This window comes from Enterobacter sp. EC_50, from assembly GCF_019584525.1.
Taxonomy (GTDB): Bacteria; Pseudomonadota; Gammaproteobacteria; order Enterobacterales; family Enterobacteriaceae; genus Enterobacter; species Enterobacter roggenkampii.
In genome coordinates this window covers 1-231 of record NZ_VDAF01000113.1, presented here as the reverse complement: position 1 = coordinate 231, position 231 = coordinate 1, and the positions used below count along the sequence as shown (strand labels likewise).

1 rRNA gene is annotated in these 231 nt (G+C 55.8%); it reads right to left on the bottom strand.

The features are described 5' to 3' along the window. A 16S ribosomal RNA gene (locus FHC48_RS23255) occupies window positions 1–231 on the bottom strand; the annotation flags it as partial.

Here is a 231-nt window from a genome sequence, read left to right as displayed (position 1 = left end):
CGCCCAGTAATTCCGATTAACGCTTGCACCCTCCGTATTACCGCGGCTGCTGGCACGGAGTTAGCCGGTGCTTCTTCTGCGGGTAACGTCAATCGCTGAGGTTATTAACCTCAACGCCTTCCTCCCCGCTGAAAGTACTTTACAACCCGAAGGCCTTCTTCATACACGCGGCATGGCTGCATCAGGCTTGCGCCCATTGTGCAATATTCCCCACTGCTGCCTCCCGTAGGA